This is a genomic window from Pseudobacteriovorax antillogorgiicola (assembly GCF_900177345.1).
Classification (GTDB): domain Bacteria; phylum Bdellovibrionota_B; class Oligoflexia; order Oligoflexales; family Oligoflexaceae; genus Pseudobacteriovorax; species Pseudobacteriovorax antillogorgiicola.
This window is the reverse complement of the sequence record NZ_FWZT01000003.1, coordinates 345,310-365,200: the sequence shown is the minus strand read 5'-3', so window position 1 is coordinate 365,200 and position 19,891 is coordinate 345,310. Positions and strand designations below refer to the sequence as shown.

Annotated in this window: 17 protein-coding genes; 11 read left to right on the top strand and 6 right to left on the bottom strand. The window is 46.8% G+C overall.

From position 1 onward, the window contains the following. Window positions 1-3: 3 nt before the first annotated feature. A complete protein-coding gene (locus tag B9N89_RS05945) occupies window positions 4-891 on the bottom strand; it encodes a LysR family transcriptional regulator ArgP (protein WP_132315855.1) in 888 nt (295 codons plus the stop codon). Between the two features lie 112 nt (window positions 892-1,003). On the opposite strand from B9N89_RS05945, the gene B9N89_RS05940 reads away from it, so the two are divergent. Continuing rightward, entirely contained in the window at window positions 1,004-1,624 is a 621-nt protein-coding gene (locus tag B9N89_RS05940) for a LysE/ArgO family amino acid transporter (RefSeq protein WP_132315857.1), read from the top strand. Between the two features lie 137 nt (window positions 1,625-1,761). After that, window positions 1,762-2,841: a hypothetical protein gene (locus tag B9N89_RS05935; RefSeq protein ID WP_132315859.1), complete on the top strand. Its 1,080-nt coding sequence runs from the start codon at window positions 1,762-1,764 to the stop codon at window positions 2,839-2,841. A gap of 8 nt (window positions 2,842-2,849) precedes the next feature. On the opposite strand, the gene B9N89_RS05930 is transcribed toward B9N89_RS05935, so the two are convergent. Continuing rightward, window positions 2,850-4,007, bottom strand: coding sequence for a hypothetical protein (locus tag B9N89_RS05930; RefSeq protein WP_132315861.1), 1,158 nt, complete (start codon window positions 4,005-4,007; stop codon window positions 2,850-2,852). Window positions 4,008-4,350: 343 nt separating this feature from the next. After that, entirely contained in the window at window positions 4,351-4,503 is a 153-nt protein-coding gene (locus B9N89_RS31255) for a hypothetical protein (protein ID WP_159455175.1), read from the bottom strand. Between the two features lie 52 nt (window positions 4,504-4,555). Here B9N89_RS31255 and B9N89_RS05925 point away from each other — a divergent pair, with 52 nt between their 5' ends. Then, a complete protein-coding gene (locus tag B9N89_RS05925; protein ID WP_200820675.1) occupies window positions 4,556-4,795 on the top strand; it encodes a DUF3820 family protein in 240 nt (79 codons plus the stop codon). A gap of 6 nt (window positions 4,796-4,801) precedes the next feature. Here the strand turns inward: B9N89_RS05925 and B9N89_RS05920 are convergent, their stop codons facing one another. After that, window positions 4,802-5,857 carry an MBL fold metallo-hydrolase gene (locus tag B9N89_RS05920; protein ID WP_132315865.1) on the bottom strand — a complete coding sequence of 352 codons (1,056 nt, stop codon included), beginning with the start codon at window positions 5,855-5,857 and terminating at the stop codon, window positions 4,802-4,804. A gap of 219 nt (window positions 5,858-6,076) precedes the next feature. Here B9N89_RS05920 and B9N89_RS05915 point away from each other — a divergent pair, with 219 nt between their 5' ends. The 4 genes from B9N89_RS05915 (at window position 6,077) to B9N89_RS05900 (ending at window position 10,890) form a co-directional block, all read left to right on the top strand. Continuing rightward, a complete protein-coding gene (locus B9N89_RS05915) occupies window positions 6,077-6,823 on the top strand; it encodes a phytanoyl-CoA dioxygenase family protein (protein ID WP_132315867.1) in 747 nt (248 codons plus the stop codon). Window positions 6,824-7,038: 215 nt separating this feature from the next. Further along, complete coding sequence (locus B9N89_RS05910; RefSeq protein WP_132315869.1) at window positions 7,039-8,973, top strand: adenylate/guanylate cyclase domain-containing protein; 1,935 nt, start codon at window positions 7,039-7,041, stop codon at window positions 8,971-8,973. Between the two features lie 15 nt (window positions 8,974-8,988). Continuing rightward, window positions 8,989-10,059 carry a phospholipase C/P1 nuclease family protein gene (locus B9N89_RS05905; protein WP_132315871.1) on the top strand — a complete coding sequence of 357 codons (1,071 nt, stop codon included), beginning with the start codon at window positions 8,989-8,991 and terminating at the stop codon, window positions 10,057-10,059. A 120-nt stretch (window positions 10,060-10,179) separates the two neighbouring features. After that, window positions 10,180-10,890, top strand: coding sequence for a substrate-binding periplasmic protein (locus B9N89_RS05900; RefSeq protein WP_132315873.1), 711 nt, complete (start codon window positions 10,180-10,182; stop codon window positions 10,888-10,890). Window positions 10,891-10,948: 58 nt separating this feature from the next. Here the strand turns inward: B9N89_RS05900 and B9N89_RS05895 are convergent, their stop codons facing one another. After that, a complete protein-coding gene (locus tag B9N89_RS05895) occupies window positions 10,949-13,177 on the bottom strand; it encodes an NADP-dependent isocitrate dehydrogenase (protein ID WP_132315875.1) in 2,229 nt (742 codons plus the stop codon). A 447-nt stretch (window positions 13,178-13,624) separates the two neighbouring features. Between B9N89_RS05895 and B9N89_RS05890 the strand changes: the two genes are divergently transcribed. From B9N89_RS05890 to B9N89_RS05875, 4 genes are all read left to right on the top strand, one after another. Next, the gene (locus B9N89_RS05890) at window positions 13,625-14,725 is read left to right on the top strand and encodes a hypothetical protein (protein ID WP_132315877.1); all 1,101 of its coding nucleotides are present in this window, start codon (window positions 13,625-13,627) and stop codon (window positions 14,723-14,725) included. 3 nt (window positions 14,726-14,728) lie between these two features. After that, entirely contained in the window at window positions 14,729-16,075 is a 1,347-nt protein-coding gene (locus tag B9N89_RS05885; RefSeq protein WP_132315879.1) for a hypothetical protein, read from the top strand. A gap of 69 nt (window positions 16,076-16,144) precedes the next feature. After that, a complete protein-coding gene (locus B9N89_RS05880) occupies window positions 16,145-16,612 on the top strand; it encodes a cytochrome P460 family protein (RefSeq protein ID WP_132315881.1) in 468 nt (155 codons plus the stop codon). Between the two features lie 189 nt (window positions 16,613-16,801). Continuing rightward, window positions 16,802-16,990 (top strand): hypothetical protein, encoded by a 189-nt coding sequence (locus B9N89_RS05875; protein WP_132315883.1) that lies wholly within the window; start codon window positions 16,802-16,804, stop codon window positions 16,988-16,990. A 46-nt stretch (window positions 16,991-17,036) separates the two neighbouring features. Here the strand turns inward: B9N89_RS05875 and B9N89_RS05870 are convergent, their stop codons facing one another. Continuing rightward, complete coding sequence (locus B9N89_RS05870) at window positions 17,037-19,823, bottom strand: 7TM diverse intracellular signaling domain-containing protein (protein ID WP_159455174.1); 2,787 nt, start codon at window positions 19,821-19,823, stop codon at window positions 17,037-17,039. Between the last annotated feature and the right edge of the window lie 68 nt (window positions 19,824-19,891).

The window sequence follows — 19,891 nt, the reverse complement described above, 5'->3', positions numbered from 1 at the left end:
CTTCTAGCGAAGTAGGGGAGGGGCATGTTTCAGCAAGGTCTTGGTGAACTTTGCTCCTACCTCCGACTGTAGCTGCCAGGAATGCCAGTAAAGATCCAATGGGAGATTTCTCCCTGGAGCTAGATCAACTAGGCTACCATCGGCAAACTTTTCCTCTACCTGCGACTTAGCCAGAAGGCCATAACCCAGTCCTGCGGTGATAAATCGCTCGTACTCAGCCAGTGCTGGAATCACATGCAAGGGCGGCGTTTCCAGAGTAATCCTAAATTTCTTAGCTAGAAAGTCATGAAGCATGTGATCCTTGTCGTCAAATATGACCCCAGGAGCTTTGAGAAGTGATTTTTGGCCCACTCCTTTCGTGAACCACTTGTCAGCAAAGTCCGGTGTAGCAGTGAGATAGAAGGTCATGGTGCCGAGTTTCTCTACCTGGCACCCTTGTAACGGGGTATGCCGCGCGCTCACGCAACCGAAGACACGACCTGCCTTAAGGTGCTCATGGGTTAGCTCCTGATCCTCGGCTAGGACTTCTAGGACGATATTTTCGTCTTGTAGAAACTGCCCCATAGCTTCGATGAACCAGAGAGCTAAACTATCCCGATTGATAGCCACTGATAGATGAGTGAACGCACGGGGGCCCTTAGGATCAATCTGCTCTTTGAGTTCACTTTCAAGAAGGTTTACTTTCATAAAATGAGCCATCAGAAGGCGGCCTAGCTCGGTGGGAGTCGGCGGCGACGATCTGATCAGCAGTGGTCGGCCCACATCCTCTTCTAGCTGCCGGACCCGTTGGGAAACAGCGGACTGGGTGATGTGCAGGTGTTTGGCCGCATGATCAAAACCACCCTTATGAATGACCGATGCCATAGCAGCTAGTAACTTATAATCATACATATTTTTCCTCCATCATAAGAAATTCTTATGAAGAATAAAATGAATTAATTTTACTTATCAAGCATTATTACCGAATATCCGATTCCTAACCTAGAGCAGCGAGGATGTAGCGATGCTTAAAGAAACAATGTGGCAAGCGATTGGATCTGGATTTTTGATGCAAATGGGAATCATAATGTCTCTAGGCATGCAGAATCTTTATGTCATTAAGAAAGGCATTCGCAAGGAATATCCCTTTTGGGTGGCGCTAACCTGCGTGGCCTGTGAGGTGATTCTAGTGGTGCTAGGTGTTGTTGGAGCAGGGGCTCTGCTGAAACTCGCTCCAGGTATGGAAGGCTATTTGATGGTGGCCGCTGCTGGCTTTCTTCTCGTTTATGGGGGGCGCTCACTTTATCAAGCCATATGGGGCGAGAAAGTTGCGTTGGAGAACCCGGTGAACGACCGTCCGGCTACATTGGTAGGATCGATACTCGCAGCCATTGGCTTCAGCTTGCTGAACCCGCAGGCGATTTTTGAATCTATCATTTTCTTTGGTGGGATGGCCCCTAAGTTTGGTGAAAGTGCTCCATACTTTCTCGTGGGTGCGGTGATGGCATCTTTCGTCTGGCTGTTTTCCCTGGCGAGCGTAACGACCTTTGCGATTCCTCAGCAGCCGTCTCGCAAGACCATGCGAATTTTAGAGGCGACCAGTGGCGGCATCCTGATGACCATTGGGGTTGGGTTAATAGTTTAGGGCTAAGTCTCTTTAATACTAACGATTTGGCCGATATGCAGGGCGATGCAACGACATTCGGCTATGACCAGGGTCTATACAGGCCCTGGTTTTTTAATAGGCTAAAATTAAAGCAAATTTTAATATAGGGCTCTGGAATGGGCTTTGCTTCTCTCTATTCACTAGAGATGAACGAACTTGGGGACAATATGCTGGCTGCATTGCTTGTGTTATTTGCTGTGATGATAGGCTGCGGCAGCGGCAAGTTCGATGATTATCAAGAGCCGGGAAGCAGTCCGTTGGCAGCCCAGTCGGAGTCTGATGATATCAAAGCCTGCAAAGACTGTTTGCAGATTCGGGACGGCATTTATCGAGGTCAGTCGGGACAATCTTTAGAGCTTAGGGAAGGGCTCTATCGGTGGAATCATCTACAAGGGAATATACTATTCCAAGAGCAAGGGATTTATCTCGTCAGCGATGATAAGCTGATCTTAGCCGCAGCTTCGATCTCATGCTCTAGTGACGATGCCGTAACAACGTTAGACTTAGCTGCTATAAACAATCGGGCAGAGGCCCTGTTTGCAGGGTTTCTAGGCCTGCAAGCAACTCCTCAAGACCTTAGTCAGCGAAGCAAAGGGCTTGAGGTCCTGCCTCCCCATAAAGGTGAGCCATCCAGCCTAGTCATTGCAGGCGAATTATTTCAATTCCGCACCGAGTCTAGGAGTCTCTCTTCTGAGGAGGTAGACTCCTGTGACGATGTGGTAGCTGCACTGTCTGGGCTTGCATTGGAGCAAGTCTATCTTGCCCCAGAGCGAGATTACCAGCCGGAGCGGTTCTATCCTGTTCAAGTGGAGTTTGACCAAGCGCGGTATATTCGTGTCCCTGATCGGGCTGTAATAGGCCGTGGCGCAGCCGGAGCAGATTGGTTAAGCCTGCAAATGGTAGGTGCTGAAGCCTCAAATTTTGTTCAGTATTGCTATCAGGGAGATGGCAGCTTCGAGACTTTGGGTACTGAAGCGCCTCTTTCGGACCGGCGTTCTTATGGTGGGCCTACATGGGATTCCTGTAGCCTCGCTTCTGGAGCATCGGATGGAGCACAGCCCCTTATGGTAAGTGGGATATCTGAAATCTCAGCCAAAATTGAAGGCCCAGGAGTACAGGAAGACCTACAAGAGCTATCGGAGTTAATGGTGATACTTGATACGGTCATTCAATTGGAAAAGCCAATCAGCCTTTAATCCCCCGCCTATGAGCTTTTTCGAAGGAAAGAGTTTTTAGCAAGATCTCGAAAGCTTCCCAGCCTTTGCGCCTTCTCGATCCAAGATGCGGCTTTCAGTCGATCAAAAAACTGCTGGCAGGCTAACTCAGTGTCATCGTCTTGCTGGCGCTGGGCTTGAATGTAACTCAAAAGAGGGAGCCAGTAAATTCTATGGGAGTTGAGTAGACTCGCCTCACGACTGCGATAGAGCCAGTAGGCTTGATCGTAATCGCCTTGATCGAGGAGGATAAGAAGCTCAACAAGATCGAACTCAAGTTGGATGGCTACTGGTAGCTCGTCTCTTACAATGGAGTCAAGAAGCTGTTGAGCGTCAGCACTCTTGCCTTCGAGGAGCAAAATTCTAGCGAATTTAGCATCCAGGACCGCTTCGATCACCGGATGGTTGCCTTGGCTCGCGTATTGACGACTGATGCTCAGGTGGTGGCGAGCTTGAAATGAATCACCCTGGAGCAGGTAGCTTTCCACCAGCAGAGCGTGACACACGGCGATCTTGTTCAATCGGCCGCTTATCTTAGCCTCACGATCAAAAAGCTCTAGAGCTAGATCGAGCGCTGATATTGATTCACCGATATTTCCTAAATAACGGAACGCTGATCCTAGATTGGTGAGAACCTTGCCAGAGATGTTGGCAATGGACTTCTCTTGGGTGCTTTGCAGAACTTCGTATAGTTTCTCGATCGCCAAAGGGACGTCGTCTTGCAAAAGGATTCGCGCGACGATTGACTTTGATTCCCAAAATTCCTCTTCATCGCGTTTATCGGGAGCCAGGCGAATTGCTTGTTCCGCTAGCATCTGGGCTTGCCTTATATCGAGGTTATGAAGCGTACTGATTGCCTGTGCGTTTAACTCGTGAGCTTGGCTTTCGGGTTGGGGGGCAGATCTCATAGCACTCGACTTGGGTTGGACGACCAGGCTCATACTAATACTGCTAAGAGAACATCTCAAGTAATCCGCTAGAGCTTGAGCGTCGTATCGAGGAACTTTGATACCCGGTTCATGAAGCCAACGTCGCAGCAGGTTAAGATCAATGCCGACTTCATGAGCAATCTGACCTCTTTTCAGGTTTTGCTTGCTGATGAGGTGGTTGATACGATCGCAATGTAGGGTTACAAAATCATTTTGCATGGGATCGTCCCTGGTTTCTTCAGGACCTGTTTATACTCTCTCATTATTTATCACCAATAATTGAAAGTCTGTCAGTAGCTATTCCATGACACCACGACAAAAGCTTTCCACCATGAGCATTAGTCAATAACCTAAGTGCTCATTATGACTAATTTTGACCCGGGGTTTTGCGATAAATAGGATTTAAAAGGCCCGATGGTGCTAGCTTTCGGCAAATTTAGGAAAATCTTATAGACTTGGACTAAAGAAAAAGCGGTTGGTCCCGATAATATTGATATTGATTATCATTATGATAATTGCTAGGCTCTATTATACAAGAACTCGGGAGATGCTATGATTACAATTAAGCAATTTTTTCAGCTGCTTCGCGAAGCCAAGCAGGCCGATTGCCCCTGTTGTCAATTGGTTGTATCCAAGGAAACAAAGAGAAGTCCCGAAGCTCCCGTGGCTCCTTGCCAAGAAGCTTCCCAGCCTTAGCCCCCAGTAAGGCTTTCACTTATGGAGCAAAGACGTTAGACTGATCTCTGGTTTGAATAATGGAGGTTCCAGTGGAACTAAAGCCTGATGATCTTTTTGCTTTGGCTAACCAAAAAATGCCCTTTGGCAAGTTCGAGGGAAGGCCTTTGATCGACCTTCCCGAGCCCTATGTCTTATGGTTATCAAATCAAGGGCCCATCAAAGGCCGCTTCAAAGAGCTCATCGAACAGCTTTGTGCGATCAAGGTCAATGGACTCGAACACCTCATCCAACCACTTAAGGGTAAATCTCCTCCGAGGCAACAATCCTGAGACCCTCTAACTGGCTATAGGGAACCCTAACTCAGTCCAGGCAAGCATGCCGTCCTTGAGATTGGCAACCTTCTCAAAGCCCGCTTTTTGCAACGCAAGGCTAGCGAGTGCCGATCGTCGACCGCTGCGGCAAACTGTGACTATGGCCTTGTCTTTCGATAGCTTGCTCATAGAGTCTTCCAATTGTCCCAATGGGATGTGTAGGGCCTGTGGCAAATGCCCCAGTTCGTTGTTGAACTCATCATCATCGCGGACATCGACGACGACCACTTGATCGAGGTTGTTGGCGAGCCACTGAGGGTCAATCTGCAAGATTCCACCAAAGTTGTGCTCCAATGGAGCCCACTGAGGAACCGTCTCTTCCTGGCCTTCAATCCGACCAGAATTCAAGTTTGCGGGTAAGGCCATCGCGATTTTCTTAGGATGAGGAAGCTTCATATGCTTCATATATCCGACGAAGTCTTTTTCGCTAGCAGCTCCACCGATGCGTGGATTGAAAGCTTTTTCCTCACCAATCGAGCTGCTACAGCGGCCGTTATAATCATGACCCGGGTAAACCAGGCAGTGTTCAGGGAGAGTAAACAACTGATTTTGAATGGATTGATAGAGCTTGGCTGGATCACCACCCTGAAAGTCTGTGCGGCCGCAGCCGCGGATAAGTAGGCTGTCGCCAGTGAAAACCCTGGATTGATCATCGAGAACGAAGCTCACACAGCCATCGGTATGACCCGGAGTTTCTAAGACCTTTAAAGAGTGTTTGCCAAAGGTAATGGTCTCACCATTGTCAAAAAGATTGTCAACATTATTGACCCGATTGGCAGAACCCAATCCGATCTTACAGCCGAAGGCTTCCTTGAGTTGCCAAGAGCCGGTAATGTGATCAGCGTGACAATGGGTATCGAGGCTGTAAATCAGTTTGATGCCCAATTCACGGATTAAAGCAGCATCACGTCGATGCATCTCAACCACGGGATCGATGATCACTCCGTCCTTGCTGGCTTCATCTGCCAATAAATAGGTGTACGTGGACGATTCTTGCTCAAATAGCTGGCGAAATATCATAGTGTCGACTCCCAAAAATGCGATACTGCTCAATAAAATGACAGCTGCCAAATCATGCCAAAGCCTGAAAGTGATGAATTGGTAGCTTTAAAATACACCCGAGACCACCGAAAAGACTAGCGGAACTAGTATGATTGGTAAAGATTTAGGTCGGGGTGCTTAGGGTAAATATGTATTCGTCCGAATTAAGAGTTAAGCTTTTCTTCCGATGGTGTAAGTATGAGACTAAGTCAGGCACAAATCGATGAGTTCTACGAAATCGGATTTCTGGTCTTGGAAAATCTCTTTCACCCTGAAGAGATCGATCAGATTGGAAAATCTTTTGATATCATTGCCAAACTTGCCAGTCGCCGTAAAACGACTTTCCACATGAATGGGACGCAGTTTGTTGTAAATGGCGACCGGATTGATCGGGTTGTCTGGTGTGCAGGAGTGCAGCCTCAGTTGCTTGAGTTCGCTCACTCCAAACGACTCTTGGGTCCTGTATCTCAAATTCTTGGTTCCCAGCAGATTAGTCAACTGATCTGCCAGGCCCACTTTAAATTTCCAAAGGATGGTGTGGCGTTTCCCTGGCATCAAGATAGCGAACATCGGAAGTTCGGCTCTGAGTATTGGTCGGATATCAATGGTTTGGGTAGCTACGTTCAATGTCTGCTAGCAGTCGATGATGTGACACCTGAAAATGGTCCCGTTCACTTTGTTCCTCGTAGTTGCCAGCAAGGCCATCTTTACCTAGAGAAGCATCCTGAGCAGCGCGAGTCATTTCAAAAGGGCGCCTACACGACTCCAGAGTTGAAGGCTGGTTCCTTGGTTTTGTTTGGTCCTTATACTGTTCACGGCAGTCAAGCAAACAGTTCTCTAAAGCCCCGCAGGGTGTTTATTAACGGCTTCTGCTACCCTGGAGCCAATCGATTCTCTTATCCTGGGTGCGATACTGGTCTGATGATAGACGTTCCTCAATCCTAGAGGCCGGTAATAGCCACTACATTCTTAGTTCTTCTCTAGAATTCCAAAAAGGCAACTCTAGTCCCTCGATCACCTAGTGCTTAGTCACATTGGATTCTCAGCTAGGCGTCGAGGAATGATTGAGGAGATAGTACTCCCGTACAGCGACGATTGAGAGACGAAGACAACAACGCTGAGGATTCAATGTGACTAAGCACTAGGTAGGAATTTCCTCTATGAGGTCCACTCCGTCACCGATGAGCCGTGTGGGAGGCCTTAGAGTGATACCAAAGATGTTCGTGACATTGTTGATGCTCATAGCGGCGTCTGGATATGGGAGTCCGCAAACCTATGTCTGGGAAGCAGAGCAGCCAGCGAAGATGGTTTTGAAGGATCATGTTTGGCGTTATATTCATGGTGGTCGCGACATTGACATTAAGAAAATTGTGTCGGGAGAGCAGCCGGTATCCTTTGAACCCATACCCCACAACCATTACGTGGCACCTGATCAGCCCAATCAGGCTGCGGTTTTAAAAATTGAGATCTTAAACCCCACCGACACCATTCAGCTTCGAACGCTCATGGTTCAGGCAAATGGTTCCCAAACTTTAGAGATCTACACTCGGCCACCATCTGGAGATGTCCGGCAGTACTGGATGGGCCTTGCATCCACCAACATGAGTTTCTTCCCGAGAGCCCAGATCGTGCTCCAACCTGGCCTTAATACTGTGTTTATCAATAGTCCTGTTTTCAACTATCTTCCCCTTTGGATCGGAACAGATGTTCAAATGGATCGTCTGGTGGAGCGGCAGATATTTTTTATTTCAAGTCTGTTTGGTGCATCTCTAGTGATGACATTAGGAGCTGGTTTAGTTGTTTTATTGTTTCGTGATCCGCTCATGTTTTGGTACTGGATTTATGCGATGTCGACATCTTTGATGTTCTTTCTTCAGCCAAACATGCCAGTATTGTTTGATACGAACATATTTCGCATCTTCGATATGAACTATGCCCATGTTATGAATCTTTCGATCATCATTGAATTGATTGCGACTTTAAGTTTTATCTCTCAATACTTAACCCTAAAAACCTATAGCCCAAAAGTCCATAAGATGGCAACAGGCTACACTATTGTGATGTGCTTGATCGTAGCCACTGTTCCAGTTGGCTTTGATGTCTTTCGTTGGATTGTTATGTCCTACATTGTCTTTATCACAGGCCTATTCATCTATAGTATGTTTAAGGGTAATCCAAATGCAAAAAAAGGAGCTTTTTCTTGGGGATTTTATGTGATGGGGTTGGTCTTTATCACGGCTTTCCAGAGTGAAAACCTGCTGCTCGGGCTAAATCTTGGCTGGACTTGCTTTCTTGTCGAGATGGTGATGTTTGGTTTCTTAAGTCTCTATAAAATCTATCGCAAGACATTGGTCATGGACCAAGAAAAGCAACACAGTTTTTCGCAGCTCAAGAAGTTGGTTTACCCATCCCAGTTACTGCAAATGCGAAAGGGTAGCCTTCTGGAAGAAACCATGCCCATCGGCAAGGGCTGTGGAGCTGTTTTATGTCTCGATATTGAAAATAGTTCGAAGATAGATCACGAGAAGAATCATCTATTTTTTAAGGAATTTTTGCTTAAATCACAGCTACTGATGAGTGAGGGTATCGATTTTAAGGGGGAGCGTTGCCAAGGATTTAGAATCAAGGAAATGGGCGACGGTTTTCTATGTTCATTTGGTTTTCCTTTCGAAGTCTCTCAAAATGAGGCTGGTAAGGTAGCTTTAGAGTTTGCGTTGCACTTTGAACAGATTCTTAACGATTGCGCTGACAAGTACTTGAGTGTTGACGTTAGCTGTGGAATCGGAATTTCCCTAGGAGAGATTGGCGGCTTCTTTCCCAACGCGGGTATTCAGCAGTACGATCTTTACGGTAAGCCACTGATCAAAGCGACTCGCTTTCAAGCAATGCGGAAAACTATCAAAGCAGATTTTAGCTTAGCGGGAAGCCTGTTTGTAATTGAAAAGGCTGTTTACGATCAGCTTCCCAACAATATGCAGAACGAATTTCGCAGAATTGATCCCAGAGGTTTGTCGCGAAGTATCAGAGATCACGACCCTAAAGAGGCTATATACATCAAAAGTAGCTACCATAGAGTGGTGAAGCGGGTTGTTTAGAAAGGATTCTAGTCCATGGGTAAATTAATTGGTTTGGCTTTGATCCTGCTACTGATCGCTGATTCAGCAGCAGCCTGGGGGGCTCGTGGACACCACATTATTAGCGTCGTTGCAGCAAGACTTCTAGCAGAAGACGTTCGAACTCGCGAAACACTAGGACTTCAGCTACTTGAAAAAGAATATCTTGTATCTCATGTTTCCAATCTGCCAGATGTCTCTTGGAGAAACGGTGATCCCGAGATCAAAAACAAAAACTGGCCAACCCATTTCGTCGACATCGAATATCTCGCTGATCCCAAGCAAAAACTCGACGTCAAGCTGCTTCCCCGAACCATGGCAGAGTTTAAAAAGGCCATATCGACTAACTGTAAGCAGAAGTCTCCTTGTCCTAGTGGCGAAGCTTGGCCAGAGAAGCTGCGAACAGCTGGCCATCTTTCTCTTCGGATTGAGCAGTTGAGCGATCGCTTGCTTGATAGTTTTAAAAATCTGGCAAGGAAGCGGGGAAAAGGGGAGTTTCCCCGTGAAGCTACCGCTACTGTGGATGAGATTCTGGTTCGCATTGGTCTATTATCCCATTTTGTAGGGGATATCAGCAACCCACTACATACATCGATCAATTACAACGGCCAATTGAGTCAGCAGGCAGGCATCCATTCCTACTTCGAGGAGCATGTCGTCAATGCCTTAGATTTAGATTTGATACAAAAGGTATTTAAACAAGTTCGGAACAGCAAGCCTTTTGAGTCACAGATCAAAGACCGCCATCAACCCAAGGACACCTTGGATATCATTCATGCATATGGAATCGAATCTCACAAAAGTTTAGAGATGCTCTTAGGGATCGATAGGAAATATTCCATTTTAGAGCTATCAGGTCCTATGAAAAGGAGTAAACGGCGTCCTGCACACGAGGTCGCCAAGCACTATGAAGCCTATACTGTACAACAGCTATCCCTTGCAAGCGACGTATTGAAGCATCTGATTCTGGAGGCTTGGCTAAAGGCAGGACAGCCATCTTTAGCGGGATATCGATCTTATTTTTTCCCCTTGGATGTCGATTATATTCCTGCTGACTATTTGAAATAAGGTACGTAGTATGCTTGCACTATGATATCAGTTAAAACTTGCTAACCTAATTAGTTTTGCTTTAACCTAGGAGTCGATATCATTGATTTCATAAAACTTGCTCAATAGACTGTTTAATCTATGCTGCATCTAAGTCTATTCCTTTTGTTGTTCTGTTGCTGCAATGCCCACGGCTCAACTCAATCACTCACCTTTGCACTACCGTTTGAGGATGTTTCAAGTATTAAGATTTATGGCAAGAGATTTTCGTCTTTTTATGAAAGCGTTTTCAGTCCAATTAATCGTGACGTCAAGTTTGTCTATTACCCTAGCAAACGATCGCTTCAGATTGCCGATTCCGGCGTAATTGATGGCGAGGCTGCTAGGCTTGCCGGCCTACTTGAGTATGGTATGGTTCAGAATCTGATTCGTATAGAACCGCCTATCACCGAGGTTCAAACGCGGGTCTTTGGTGAAACCAATCATCCCCCGATCAAGGATTGGCAAGCTTTAGCCAAAATGGGGGGGCGGGTTGGCTTACAGCGTGGCATGGTCATTTGGGCTGCGAGAGCACGGAAGCATGGAGTTAAGCTTGTTGAGCTGAACCGTATCGGCCAAGGCTTGGATCTGTTGGTAGCGAAGCGAATCGATTATCTAATTGCTGCCGGCGGTATCACTGAGAAGGTCATTCATGCCAAGAATCAGGGAGATAAGGTGGAGGCTTTGGGGACTTTAGACCTCGATAATATCCACCTCTGGCTCCACAAGAAGCATCAAGACCTGATACCCCAGGTGGAAAAACAAATCAGGCGTTTGAAGTTGATTCAGAAGAATATTCCCCTCTCTGACTAGGAGCTGTTTGTAAGTCATGGGTTTAGTCGAAAGGGAGCAAAATAGCTCCCTTTTTAGGCTAGGACATGCTTTCCAGCGCTTGGTTAAAGGTTTCACTAGGCCTCATGGCTTGGCGGAGCTTGCTTAAGCTGGGGCGGTAGTAGCCTCCGATGTCCATGGGTTTGCCTTGGCTCTCGTCGATCTCAGCGATGATTTTACCTTCGTTTTCGGTGAGGGAGGTAGCAAGTGCTGAAAAAGCGTCTTTCAAGCTTTGATCCTTGTCCTGCTTGGCTAGGCACTGAGACCAGTACATTGCCAAATAAAAGTGACTTCCTCGGTTGTCCAGCTGACCAACTTTCCGTAGAGGCGACTTGCCATTTTCTAGGATCATGCTTGTGGCTTCTGTGAGTGTTTCAGCTAGAATTTTAGCCTTGCTATTGTTGGATTTCATACCGAGGTCTTCAAGCGAAACCGCAAGGGCAAGAAATTCCCCTAATGAGTCCCAGCGTAGATGACCTTCCTCAACAAACTGCTCGATGTGCTTGGGTGCAGAACCACCGGCTCCAGTTTCAAATAATCCTCCACCAGCAAGAAGCGGAACAATCGAAAGCATCTTCGCGCTTGTACCCAGCTCTAAAATTGGGAAAAGATCCGTTAGGTAGTCTCTCAGAACATTACCTGTCACTGAGATGGTATCCTTGCCGTCTTTAACCCGATCGAGGGTATATTTCATCGCATCCACGGGAGACTTGATTAGAATCTCAAGCCCCGCTGTATCGTGTTCAGGCAGGTACGATTCAACTTTTTTGATGAGTTGTGCATCGTGTCGTCGGGCTTCATTTAGCCAGAAAACAGCTGGTGCTCCCGTTGCACGGGCACGGCTAACAGCAAGCTTAACCCAGTCTTTTATCGGTGCGTCCTTCGTTTGGCACATGCGCCAGATATCGCCCTTTTCAACGGGATGCTCAAATATGACTTCCCCAGAATCTGACACGACTTTCACAGTACCTTCAGCCGGGATCTCAAATGTCTTATCGTGTGAGCCGTATTCTTCAGCTTTCTGAGCCATAAGCCCAACGTTTGGAACATTGCCCATGGTTCGTGGATCGAAGGCCCCGTGCTTTTTACAGAACTGGATAACTTCTTCATAAATTCCGGCATAGCTTCGATCGGGAATCAGTGCTTTTGTATCGGCAAGCTTGCCATCAGGGCCCCACATTTGGCCTGACGATCGTATGGCAGCTGGCATCGACGCATCGATGATGATATCGCTAGGCACATGAAGATTGGTGATACCCTTGTCGGAGTTCACCATCGCCAATGCGGGGCGGGTCTCGTAAACTTTTTGGAGGTCGGCTTCGATCTCGGTTCGCTTATCTTCAGGGAGACTTTGAATCTTATCATAAACATCGCCAATACCGTTGTTGGCATTAACCCCGATGGAATCGAAAGTTGCCTGATGTTTTGCGAAAACATCTTTATAAAAAACCTTTACAGCATGGCCAAATATAATGGGGTCAGAGACTTTCATCATTGTGGCTTTCATGTGCAAGGAGAGCAGCACGCCCTGCTTTTTGGCTTCGTCAATCTCAGTTTCGAAAAACTTTTGAAGGTTTTGGCAGCTCATAACTGCCGCGTCGATGACCTCGCCCTCTTGCAAGTCAACTGAGTCTTTCAGAGGTTTGACGCCATCACTGGTGTGCAATTCAATTTTTACCTGACCAGCTTTGGCCATGACATGAGATTTTTCAGAGGAAAAAAAGTCCTTATCGCTCATATGGGCCACATGAGACTTGGAGTCGGGACTCCATGCACCCATGGAATGCGGGTTCTTTTTGGCATAGTCTTTTACAGGTTTGGCGACCCTACGATCGGAGTTGCCTTCACGTAATACTGGGTTTACAGCACTACCCAATACCTTTGCATAGCGGGCCTGGATATTGCGCTCTTTATCGTTGCTGGGTTCTTGTGGGTAAGGGGGCAGTTTGTATCCCTGGCTTTGCAGCTCCTTGATGGCAGCGATAAGCTGAGGGATCGAGGCGCTTATGTTTGGTAGCTTGATGATATTTGCCTCGGGAGTCTTTGCAAGCTCTCCAAGTTCGGCAAGGTCGTCGGATTGTTTTTGGTCATCGTTCAGGAACTCGGGGAAGTTTGCGATGATGCGCCCCGCAAGTGAAATATCACGAGTTTCCACTGCGACACCAGCGGCCTTGCTAAACGTCTCAACGATGGGAAGCAACGATTGCGTTGCCAAGGCTGGGGCTTCGTCTGTCTGGGTATAGATGATTTTATTTTTGTTTTCTGACATACCTCTTCCTACGTCTATTACAATGTTATTTCGCCATCCGATTTGAAGGAGCAGCTAGCTTAATTCAGAGGTTAAGAAACTTCAAATACGAAGATGTTCCAGTGAAGTGGGAGAGGGCTTTTCACTCCTACGTCTGACCGGACTCGCTGACTCCAAAATCCAGATTGGCTCTTCTATTATAACGATCCAATCTGTGTTGTGCCTTGGTAGAAGCTCGCAATCTAAGTCATTTCTTACTAGTAGTAAGATTGGGTCTTGAAAGGCTCATACGCTGTAAGTAATTGCACTTCTTGTAAGAAATTGGGATCACAGCTACTTGACGGCGCTCTAATTGGGGATAAATACCTGAGCGTATACCAGGGCATACGACCCATACTGGAGCAAGGCTCCTATCCAGCCGATAGAATATCCGAACGCAGTGATAAAACTTCATACAGTAGGTCTACTTTGGCAAAAAGACTCAAAGAAATCGAGCGGATGCTGGCGCAGGGCTCCGACGAAGGCAGCTATCATGCTTCCGGAACGAGCACGTCTACATGGATTATCCGAATTCTACTTGTGGTATCCGGGGTTGGAGTAGGGTTCGGTCTACCGTACTACATGAAGCTTCAAAACTCGCGGGATTCTGTGGTTCACGATGGGGCTAACGTTGTTGACGACCTGCCTTCCAATATAAGGGAAGAACTAGATCCTGCCCCTCCGCAAGAAGCAGTTGTCGAGCGGAAAAAGCAAGTCAATCCTGAGCCACGCGCTGAAGTGAAAGATGAAGCGCCTAAGAAGAAGGCGGTCGCTAAAACTAAGAAGGTACGCAAGCGTCCCGTTATTAAATCGAAGCCTCCCCGTCGCACAGCGAGCCGAAGAAACACTTCGTCGCGATCACGACTCAAACAGGTTCGGCCTGAAAAGCGTGTCAATAGGTCAGCAACAAGCCGTCGCCAAACTAGGGTTGCTGCGGTAAAGCCGCAGGCGCCAGTCACTCAAACGCCTCCGACAACCAGACAACCGAAGCCGAAGCCGCGAATCGTAAACTTGCGCGACTTCACCTACTCGCAATCTGATATTTTGAGCTGCGCCAGTACCAATTGCTTGGTGGCCTTCAGAGCTAAAACTGGCCGGGTCGTGAGAGGTGTTTACCGTAAGGCAAAATTTGAAGGCTTTTTGCTCCGCGATTGGGAGAGTGTGAACCTTAAAGGTTACTTTGCCACCAACGGTGCATTTGTAATCTCTGGGATAAGCGGTGTGGCTCGAAAAGCACCCGCAGCTCCTACACCAGTGGCAGCCGCAAAGCCAGAACCAGTGGCACCACCTACTCCTGTGACCCAGGAGCCAGAGAGCTTTGGTGCTGATTTGGTCGAGGATGAGGTGGAAGAGGACGTTGATGAAGTAGAAGAGCCAGCTCTTGGTAATTCGTTCGCTGATCGGCTCAAGGTGAGCAAGAAAAAAGCACGGAAGAAGCAGAAAGATTCGGAAGAAAAAGAAGATGATGGAGAGGAAGAAAAGGATGTGAGTTCCTTCCAGAATCGTTTGATGAGAAGTATGGGGAAGTAAAAGATGATAACACGCCTAAAGCTATTGATCCTTCTGCTGGTGCTAAGCTTTTCAGGAGAGCCTACGACAGCACTTGCTCAAAGCGACTTTGATGCTGATACTGTTGATGAGGATGAGGAAGAAGTTAAAGTCAAGAAAAAGAAGCGCAAGAAGCGTAAGAAGCGTAGGAAACGTAAGAAGCGCTATAAGCCCAGCTACTATTCATCCCTAGGCCTAGGTAAAACTTTGCCCGCAGGTTTCTACCGATTCCGCGGTGTGACAAAAATCAGCCAGGGTTCGACCGGCTACGATAGCAGTGGCAAGTCAGTTGATCAGGGTTTTGACTTAAGTGTCTTATCTCATGGCCTTGTAACTGAGTATGGCATGAGCGAAAACCTAAGTTTCCAGCTTCTGATTCCATATATTTCTAAAAACAGCCTTGGGTTCAATCCTAATAAATTCAAGCAGTCGGCAGCATTTTCCGAGCTTGAGAGTCAATATCAAAGGCTACTGGCTGGCACGATGATTCAGCAGGGCCTTTGCGATTCGGCAGAAGAGTGTTTATCCACGCCGCTCGATAATAATCTCACTCTCCCACTTCCTACAGGGGAAACAACAACTCTACCAGCTGGTGTGGTTCCAGCACAGGCTATCCCGAACCTAATCTCCGATGGAGCTAAGCCTGCCGATGGGGCTACAGGCATTGGTGATGTCGATTTTGGAATTCTCTACACTGTTCTAAGTGGCGAAAAATATAATTTTTCAATCGGTACAGGGGTTCGCCTCCCGGTTGGAGACTTTGAAAGTGTTCCTGCGGCTCAGCGGCCAACCGGCGAAGGTTTGATGCAGGGTGCAATCCGTCTCAATTATGATTATCACCCTGTTCCCGCCTTGTGGCTAGCTGTTCAAAATCAGTCAGAATTTACCCTACTTGATGGCCGGAGAAAAAAGTCGAGCCTTTTAGATCCGAATCAGCTCAATGAGGGAGATCCAACCTCTGACATCGCGATTGCCGCTGGATCGGATGGTTCACCGAACGATCAAACTGTGACGAAGAAGGGGATCACAAATGTCGGCATGTTCCGTGCTGATCTTGGCCTGTCGAACCTCGGGCTGTTTTTTCAGCCCATTGCTGTAGAGACAAGCATCAACTACAAGTTCGGTGCAGACACCTACTACGGAGACCAGGTTGAGGTTCCTGGGCCCGAATATCTGACTTTTGGCTATGGCTTTAAATATGATGGTCTTGGCCTTAAACGGCCGTTTCCAGGTTACTTTAAGCTAAACAGAGAGATTTTTATTTCGGGTAAAAATGTACCGTTAGCACCAAACTCCGTGACTATCGAGTTCGCTCTCTATGAATCTTTCTAAAAGGCTAAATATTTTTCAAAAATCGACGATTAAAGAACACAGTACTTATGCTTTTATAGGGGACCTAGCATGAAAGTCTTAGTTATCCTTCTTTCCTTGACAGTCTTAGGTGGGGCTGTATATGGGAAGATGCACAAGAAGGCGAAACTGCCAAAAAACTTCCGATTTTGGACCCACACAAAATCCATGGTAATTCCAGATAAAAGCCATGGGCTCTATGGCTTTCATAACATTTATGCCAACAAAAAAGCCTATAAAACCATGATTCGTAGCAAGAAACCTTATCCGAATGGTGCTAAGTTCGTGGTGTCGTTCTACGATGTTGTCAAGAAAGACGGAACTACCAATCAAGGCAAGAAGCTTATGGATGCCCTGATGGTGAAGGACAGCTCAGCCAAGGATACTGGAGGCTGGATATTCGCTGCATTCGACGACAAGGGCGCGCCAAAGCCCATAAATCCCAAGAAAGATTGCTTTCAGTGTCATGCTGATCAAGCGAAGAACAATGACTATGTCTTCCATAAGTATATTAAGTAGATGCCTCCGAGGAGGCGGTTTCGCCTCCATTTCCAACAGCTAACTCTTATCAAAATCATCGAAAGACACCCTATACAACCTAGCAATTCTTACCGTGAGTCATGGGCTCGGCCCTCACAATTATTTAGCCCTTAATTCAAAGTTCTGGGAACAAACCCCTATTTACAGAAGTATCCTAGGGACTTGCCCTTGCTCTTGAATCTGGAGTACCCAAGGAGCTCGCTGTCGATCCAAGGTGAGTTCTTAGTTACCCTAAATAATGGTGTGAATTTTGGTGGTACCCAACGGCTTGTTATCAATAATGATGTTCCCTCGCTTTTGGAATTAGGATTCGACGACCAAACGGTCTCCTATCGCATTGAAGTCCAAACCCCCTAAGTGGGGCTTCCTTTTTTTCCATCATCATTCACGAAGCTGCAGGTACTTAGCCAGCCTTTGTAAAATCCTGCATATGCAGGATATGGTCTAAGTTTTCCAACTGATTGGAAATGGGAATTTCGATGCTAAAGACTAACGGGGCAAAACCCTGTTCATTAGCTTGGCTATCAAGAATATGGATGTGCCCACCACACTCTTCGATATAGCTCTTCACTGCATCCATACCTACGCCGCGGCCAGAGATAGACGTCACATTTTCTTTGGTTGAGAAGCCAGACTCGAAGATGATGTTCATAAGTTCTTTCTGAGTCTGGTACTCATAGCCCAATTCCTCAGCCTTCTTCTTTAAGGCTTCCAGTGATACCCCTCGGCCATCATCCTGGTAGCTTACTTGAATCTCTTCTCCGAGGTGTTTGATGGCTACTTTGATCTCTCCGTGGGCGGGCTTTTGAGCGGCTCGTCGCTCGTCCTTCGGTTCGATACCGTGGTCGACTGAATTCCTTAGAAGGTGAATGAACGAATGCTTGACAAGTTTTCTTAGGTTTTCAGATAGGATGAAGTGATCGTTTTCAAAGACAAATTTTGGCTCTTCCTTGCCTAGTCTCTGCGCTGTTTTAACTGTTGCATCGATTTCCGCTTCCAAGGTTTTCTGGAAGTTACTTTCATACATGAATAGAACGTGACGATAGAGGTTCTCTCGATCTTCGCTAAGGCAGAGTCGTGCCAGATACATTAGCTCTTGTTTGTCCAAGGAAACTTTCTTGCCGATGTTGCCAAAGACCTGCTCGAAGGAGTCATTGTAAATGTGTAACAGGCGGATCACCCGGTTGATGATACCTTTCAAATCCTGATTCTCGCGATGGCTGAGCTTCGACCAGGCCTTGACTGAGTCTTCTGCCTCATGGATGCATTCGCTTAGGGTATCGAAGCTTAGAGACATAGAAAGGCCTTTTAGGGTGTGGAGGTCTCGGTTGATCCACTCCAAGTCGTCTAAGTTATTCTTGGCATCTTCCAGGTACGAGAATCCTGCCAGAATAAATGCCTCGATCCTTTCATAGGAGCCGATCTTGGCAATTTCAGAGATGATTAGAGTACGCTCCGCTTGAAGTTTCGCTTCCATTTCAAGCTGCTTCACTTCAGTGATGTCCTTCATGATGCAAAGGATCTTATCAATCTCATCGTTGAGAACCATTGGACTCCAATCGACTTCGAGAATCTTCTGGCCGATGGAAAACTCTCTTGGCAGCAGGTGAATATTGACTTCAAATTGCATCTCATCCTCGCCTAAACTGACCTCAAGCGCGGTACGGATGCGGCTGAGTTGTAGGCTGCTAAGATTGGATTTCTCGAAAATGGCGGTAAACGGGTCTTGTCCCGCGAATTCGCTGCTTTCTAGAATGTTTGTTAGAGCGCCAGAATACTCATTGTCAATCAAGATATCTTCACCTACTTTGCGGATACGGAAGACTCCTTGCGGTAATGAGTCGAGTGTTGCACGAATATCTCGGGTTTTCTCTTGGACTTTCTCATCAAGATCACGAATGGCGTTCTCTTGAAACTTGATCAATTCTTCTTGAGCACGGCGCTTCTCTTCCGTTTGTTGCCTTAGGTTTCGTTCGAGTTCGAACTTTTGTTTTTTGAGTAGGTTCATCCTTGATGCGAGAGCGATCGATAATATGACTAATTCACAGCAGGCTCCAATAAACTGAGACCAAGCAGTAACGGGTCCAACTTCGATGGCATTAAGTGGCCCACTGAGGATGTAGATAATATTGCCTCCTAAGACAAACGACCAGCCTATGGTGTAATAGATCGCCGGACGATAGCCCTTCGCAATACAATACAGTCCTGATGAGATTAGGAATATAGAAGCCAAGAAGGAATGAGCAACAGTTAGGTGGACATTGATGGCTTCCAAGCCTGGTATTAGCATCGCTGTAATAGCATTGACCAAGGCTACACCAAGCAGGCCTTGGAGTAAGCGATAAACAATTTTCGAACGCTCCGCCATACCTAAGAAATTGATAGAAAAAGCTACTGCTGTGACTGTGATCATGTCTATCATAATATATACATCAAATCCTGTGAAAGGGATCTGGTTGGAGTTTGGGAACATCAAAGGCATAAAGCCATACTGAGCGACAGCATAGACTAAAAAGGCTAAGTTGTAGGAAACGTAAAGACCGTAGGTTTTTGATCTCATGGATACCATTAGGAAGAAATTATAGAGTCCTACGATGGTAATGGAGCCATAGAGAAAGCCGAGTAGCAGAAATTCATAGAGTCGATGACGGTCGAAAGAGTCCTCATCCCAAAGAAATAACGGAAACTGTACACCGCTGGTGGTCACAATCTTTGAGTAGAAAACGTTGATTCCTGGCTGAAGTGTTACAGGAAAAACGGCGGAACGATTTTCAACGTTTCGATCTCGATAGTAGGTGTGATCGCCCTGTTGATCGTGGTAAAGAACCTGGCCATCTGCAGAGACATGCCATAAGTCATGGTAGTCTGTCGCAGAGTAACTGCTCGCGATATAGTAGGGTAGACGTTCCTCAGTTTGGTTGTCGATAGTGAAGCGTACCCAGTGGGGGTAGGTTTTAGCGAACCCAAAAGAGGGTACGGTGCCTTTCTTATATTCCTTAAACGCCCCATCCATACGACCGGTAATGATGTCGTTGTCTTCAAATATCGCCTTTGGGTCTGTGAGAACCAGCATCTCGGCACCGAGAGGAATACGGTTGGCATTTGCACTTTGGATTGCAACGGGGGCTGCGACTCCGTTGACCTGCCACATCAGGGAGATGAATGTTAGAAATTTAGCTAGGCTTGTCACGTCCTGTCTCCTTTTCAAGCTGTACCGCCACATTCGGATACACTGGCACCTCGATTTACATTGCAGGA